This is a genomic window from Oleiphilus sp. HI0043, from assembly GCF_001634935.1.
The window spans coordinates 1-1,770 of record NZ_LWEY01001775.1; the positions used below are offsets into that span (position 1 = coordinate 1).

Annotated in this window: 2 protein-coding genes; both read left to right on the plus strand. The window is 47.1% G+C overall.

Annotation, left to right across the window (positions count from 1 at the left end; translation table 11 throughout):
- Nucleotides 1-864, plus strand: an 864-nt coding sequence (locus A3729_RS27305; protein ID WP_156498171.1) for a molybdopterin oxidoreductase family protein, incomplete at its 5' end; no start/stop codon positions are given.
- Nucleotide 865: 1 nt separating this feature from the next.
- Nucleotides 866-1,770 (plus strand): 4Fe-4S dicluster domain-containing protein (locus A3729_RS27310; protein ID WP_156498172.1); only part of this gene is annotated, 905 nt, incomplete at its 3' end.

Consider the following 1,770-nt stretch of genomic DNA (forward strand, 5'->3'; position numbering starts at 1 on the left):
GTTGTTCAGGATAGTTACCGTGACGTTGAAACCAATCAATATTCTCATGTCTATCTTCCGGGTTCAGTTTGGGCAGAAAAGGAAGGTTGCTTCACTAATACGGAGCGTCGTGTAAACCTAGTGCGTAAAGTGGTTGAGCCTTATGCCAACTCTAAGCCGGATTTCTGGATCTTTAACGAAATGGCCAAGCGTTTTGAGAATGGCCAGAAGATTAACTTCCCTGATACCACGGCAGAGGCCTTTGAAGAAATGCGCCAGCTATCGAAAGGTGATGGCAGAACCTTAGATATTTCAGGTATGACGCATGAAATACTGGAAGAAGCCAGAGGGATTCAGTGGCCTTATCGCGAAGGAAATGACAGTGGCAAGGGCGACCCTCGTTTGTATACGGACGGTAAGTTCCAGACTAAGAGCAAGAAGGCGAACCTGATTCCTTTGCCGTATATCGAGAATAATGAAACACCTTGCGACAAGTACCCCTTCTGGATGAATAGTGGCCGGGTAGTGGAGCACTTCCATACCCGAACTAAGACCGGGAAGTTGGGTAACCTGAATAAGTTCAGCCCAACCCCCTACATGGAAATGAACCCTGACGCAGCTGCAGAGTTAGGCGTAGCGCATCAATCGTATGTGAGAATTGTTTCGCGCCGCGGTGATGCCGTGGTGATGGTACAGCTAACGCAGAGAGTTCCTAGAAATATGGTTTTCATTCCTTTTCACTTTCATGATTGTGTTAATCGTGTCTCGCTTGGTTTGCTTGACCCACACTCAAGGCAACCTGCCTTTAAGCAGTGTGCGATCAAGATAGAACCGGTCGACCAGTCGGTGGCTGGTCAATTAAATGCTGAGCGAAGAGGATATTAATATGCTGAATTTATTAGTAAAAGTTCGTGACCGCTTGGACCAGATCGGTGTGCCGAACGAAGAAAAGAACACCAACGAAAGACCGACTTTTACCTTCAGGGATAACGAGCAAGGCTATGCAAAGCTGTATGATCCTAAGGTGAAGAAGAACGAAAGCGAAGAAAACCGCTATGGGCAGAAGATTGACTTATTGGATCTGACCGAAGGCGCGTTCGAGCAGGGGCGATCGATGCAGATCAATGAAAACCCCTCTGTAGGTTGCAACCCTAATCGAAACAAGCAGCACGGATTTCACTTTACCGCTGACAACTGTATCGGTTGCCATGCCTGCGAAGCCGCTTGTAGTGAAAAGAATGAAAATCCGGCTCACTTGGCTTTCCGCTCGGTTGGTTATGTAGAAGGGGGTTCCTACCCTGACTATAAGCGCATGAACATATCAATGGCGTGTAACCATTGTGACGACCCGGTTTGTTTGAAGGGCTGTCCAACAAAGGCTTATACCAAGCATACTGAATATGGTGCGGTACTCCAGGATCCTGATACCTGCTTTGGTTGTGGTTACTGTACTTGGGTTTGTCCTTATAACGCACCACAGCTTGACCCGGTTAAAGGTCAGGTATCGAAGTGTAATATGTGTGTTGACCGCTTAGAAGTAGGCTTGAAGCCAGCCTGTGTGTCGGCCTGTTTGGGTAATGCATTGAACTTTGGTGTTATTGAAGATACGCCAGAAAATAGAGAGCAGACTGAGGCGAGTATCCCTGGCTTCCCTGACCCATCAATTACGCAACCTAATATTCGTTTCCAGCAGATCAAAACTCTACCGGAAGAGATGACGCGAACAGATGTTCAGCCTCTCAAGTACCATAAGCAAGAAGATGGAAGTTATCGTTCAGTTGTAGATGAGAA